The sequence below is a fragment of the Synechococcus sp. R60.1 genome, assembly GCF_047461835.1.
GTDB lineage: Bacteria > Cyanobacteriota > Cyanobacteriia > Thermostichales > Thermostichaceae > Thermostichus.
Genome location: NZ_JANSIA010000148.1, coordinates 1 through 3,035 on the forward strand (window position 1 = coordinate 1; position 3,035 = coordinate 3,035).

Annotated in this window: 5 protein-coding genes; 3 read left to right on the forward strand and 2 right to left on the reverse strand. The window is 59.6% G+C overall.

Annotated elements, in window-relative coordinates; genetic code table 11:
* Window positions 1–96 precede the first annotated feature (96 nt).
* Both NW834_RS13520 and NW834_RS13525 read right to left on the reverse strand, forming a co-directional pair.
* Entirely contained in the window at window positions 97–900 is an 804-nt protein-coding gene (locus tag NW834_RS13520) for a hypothetical protein (RefSeq protein WP_414419682.1), read from the reverse strand.
* A gap of 57 nt (window positions 901–957) precedes the next feature.
* On the reverse strand, window positions 958–1,236 hold the full coding sequence (locus tag NW834_RS13525; protein WP_041436124.1) for a hypothetical protein: 279 nt from the start codon (window positions 1,234–1,236) through the stop codon (window positions 958–960).
* Between the two features lie 75 nt (window positions 1,237–1,311).
* Here NW834_RS13525 and cobU point away from each other — a divergent pair, with 75 nt between their 5' ends.
* Genes cobU through NW834_RS13540 form a run of 3 tightly spaced genes read left to right on the forward strand, consistent with a single transcriptional unit; the run spans window position 1,312 to window position 2,925 of the window.
* Window positions 1,312–1,869 (forward strand): bifunctional adenosylcobinamide kinase/adenosylcobinamide-phosphate guanylyltransferase, encoded by a 558-nt coding sequence (gene cobU / locus NW834_RS13530; RefSeq protein ID WP_414416951.1) that lies wholly within the window; start codon window positions 1,312–1,314, stop codon window positions 1,867–1,869.
* A gap of 37 nt (window positions 1,870–1,906) precedes the next feature.
* Window positions 1,907–2,386 (forward strand): CRR6 family NdhI maturation factor, encoded by a 480-nt coding sequence (locus NW834_RS13535; protein WP_011432033.1) that lies wholly within the window; start codon window positions 1,907–1,909, stop codon window positions 2,384–2,386.
* On the forward strand, window positions 2,383–2,925 hold the full coding sequence (locus NW834_RS13540) for a hypothetical protein (RefSeq protein WP_414426352.1): 543 nt from the start codon (window positions 2,383–2,385) through the stop codon (window positions 2,923–2,925). The genes NW834_RS13535 and NW834_RS13540 overlap by 4 nt, the downstream gene beginning before the upstream one ends.
* Window positions 2,926–3,035: the final 110 nt, after the last annotated feature.

The following is a 3,035-nucleotide window of genomic DNA, read 5'->3' on the forward strand; positions in this document are numbered from 1 at the left end:
TTGTACTTCATCAAAGCGCATTCCTCCCGGCAGTGACCCTACGGGTACAGTGCGGGGCTCCTGCGATTTCTAGCTGAAGCTAAAGGAAGAGGGGTGTTACGGCGGCACTGGGATCCCACTGGCTCCCACTCGGTGGCGGCGGCTGGGGTAATCAGCCAAACTCAGGGACAGGGATCGGGATCCGGCTAGGCTCGAGGCTGGGATGCGGATGGTTCCCTGGAAGACTTGGCTATTGGGGGGCAGCTCCCCCGGCAAACCCTGGGTGAGCGCGTTGATTGACCGTCCATTGTCGTCAGTAATGTTCAGGAAGCTATAGAGAAAGCGCACCGTCTCTGCCGAGTTGTTTTGCATAGCTACATTCAGAACCACTTGGCTTCCCTCGCGACGAACCGAGAGCACCTGCATAGAGACCTGTCCACCGGCGGCAATTGGTAGGGGGGGCGGAGGTGGTGTGGGCGCCGGCGGGGCAGGAACTCCGTCCTGCTGACGCGGACGGGGAGGTGGAGGAGATGGAGTGGCGGGGCGAGGAGTTGGCGACGGGGCCGCCGCCAATTCAGGAGACAATCTGGGGGTGGGTGTTGGAGTGGGAGTTGCAACCGGCGTGGGTGCTGGGGTAAAGAGGGGGGTGGGAGTTGGGGACGGACGAAGGCTGGCTTCGGCTGCTGCAATTACCTCAGCCTCGTTCAGCAAAGGCACAGTACGGGGATCCCGAACTTCGCGGGAGCGAGAAGCCTGACCGGAGCCGGTGACGGGAGAAGAAACCCCCGATAGAGCTCGCTGACCAAATAGGTAGCCCAGACAAGCACTCAACACCGTTGTGAAGAGAAACGCGCTCAGCCAGAACAGCACCCCCGAGAATGTGGAGGCGAACTCCTGAGACGGTTTGGCCGGTCTACGCAAAGGCTGTTAACTCCTGCTGCTAGTTCGCTTTCCTATGATACGAAAGTGACAGAGAAGCTAGGGGTTCTCGACCGGGGCAGAGTTTTTGCGTTGTTGCTCATGGGCCTGTAGCGGGGCGCTGTCTAAGTTGGGCAGCCGCTCCCCCAGCCACCAACCCGGATCTTCCCAGCTCAGGGATCCCAGCCATTTCCCGGCCCGATCTGCCAAGACCAAGCCCAACAAAACGGGAGCAGTGGTGATCCCCAGCGCTAGGCTGAGCCAGAGCGGTTGAGCAGATCGAAAAGAGGCCGAAGCAGCCTTTTGTTCAGGCGGAGATATTGGCTTGGGATCTGTCATGGTCGAGCTTTTGAGCCTGAAGTTCAAGTGCGCTGTTGTTAGGTTAATCTCAAGCGTCAGTGGATTTCCAGCGTAATGTCGATTGTGCTGATCTGCGGCCCTGTGCGCTCTGGCAAAAGCCGGCTGGCAGAGGGTTTGGCTGCGGCTTCGGGCTTGCCGGTTATCTACCTGGCTACCGGGCCGAAACCCGATCCCAAGACGGATCCAGAATGGGCAGAGCGCGTTCAACAGCACCGGCAACGGCGGCCTTCCAGTTGGCAGACTTGGGAAACCGGGAGGGACTTGGGGGCAGAACTGCAAAAGTTGCCCCAGCCCTGTTGTGCGCTGGTGGATTCGCTGGGGGGATGGGTGGCGCAGGGCCTAGACTGTCCCTCTTCAGAATGGGATCCCTTGGTGCAATCCTTCTTGGCAACCTTGCAAAGCCATAGAGGGGAGATCCTCCTGGTGTCTGAAGAGGTGGGCTGGGGGGTGGTGCCCGCTTACCCACTGGGGCGGCGGTTTCGGGATCGGATGGGGGAACTGACCCAAAGGCTGGCTCCCCTGGCCGACCAAGTGTTTTTGGTAACGGCAGGTTTTGCCCTGGATCTCACCCGTCTAGGGATCCCAGTGGCGAGCAAGACAGAGCAGAGCTGAGATAAGCTGCATTTGCAAGCCAGATAGCTGTGTTGCCGTGCCGATTACCCTCTACCTTCCTGCCAAGGCCATTCAAACTCTGGATCTCACCCCCGGCCATGAGCTGGTGAAAACCTTGATGGCCGATCCCGTGCGTGCTGCCCAGCAGGTGCAATGCGCCATCGATTGGCCGCGCAGCCCTGAGGATCCGCGGGAGCTGTCCGAGATCCCGGAGGTGCGCCTGTGGTTTATTCGTTGGGATACAGTCTACCCCTGGATGCCCTACTTTCTCAATTGGCGCCAAGGAGAACTCGCCCGTTACGCGGCTATGATGGTGCCCCACCAATTCAACCCTCGGGAGGGCATTGTTTACAACCCAGAAGCGTTGGAGATCTTTGTCTATCAGAAGATCTTTGTGTTGATGCGGTGGTTTAAGCAGCAGAACCTGGGATCCGTCTCCATGCTGCGGGATATGGCTTTGGTGTTTGGCTTCGAGATCCAGCCGGAGTTTCTCGCCCTATGGGAGGCAGAGCCATGAAGGTGATGGTGGCCAACACCTGGCCGGGGATCCCAGGAGCTACGGCAGTGGCCGACGCTTGGCAGCAGGTGGTTCAACGCCCTTGGGGCCGGCTCAGTGTGGATCCCAACCCTTCGGAAGCTCAGCTAAAGGCCCTCTGGCAACAAATCTCCGAGTGGGCAGGAGAAAAAGATCCCCTACTGGTTTTGCCGGGCAGCGTTGCCGATCCCCTGGGGCCAGGCCAAACTTGGGCGGATCTGGCCCATGCGTGGGGGTTGAGCTTGCTGCTGACGCTGCAGCGGGAGGCCGCTCTGAGCCAAGCTGCCGCTTTTGCCGCCCTGTTGCGCCAAGCCAAGGCCTGCGGTTTGGGGTGGGTGCTGATTGGATCCCTGACCGAAACTGGGGATCCCCAAGCCTTGGAAAAGCTGGATGCAACTTTGATCCCGCGCCTGGAAGCCCAAGTAGGAATGCCGGTGTTGGGGAGAATGGCTCTTGATGGGCAGATCCTTTGGGATCCAGATGCCCTGCTGCTCTGCAATGCTGCCCAACCAAGGAACTGAGCGCCACCCACTGATCCCTGCGGCTCGAACCGTTCCTGATACATTCACGCTGAACTCTCCTGAACATGGTTCAGGAAAGAAGCGATCGCATCCTGCCTATCTCTGAGCAG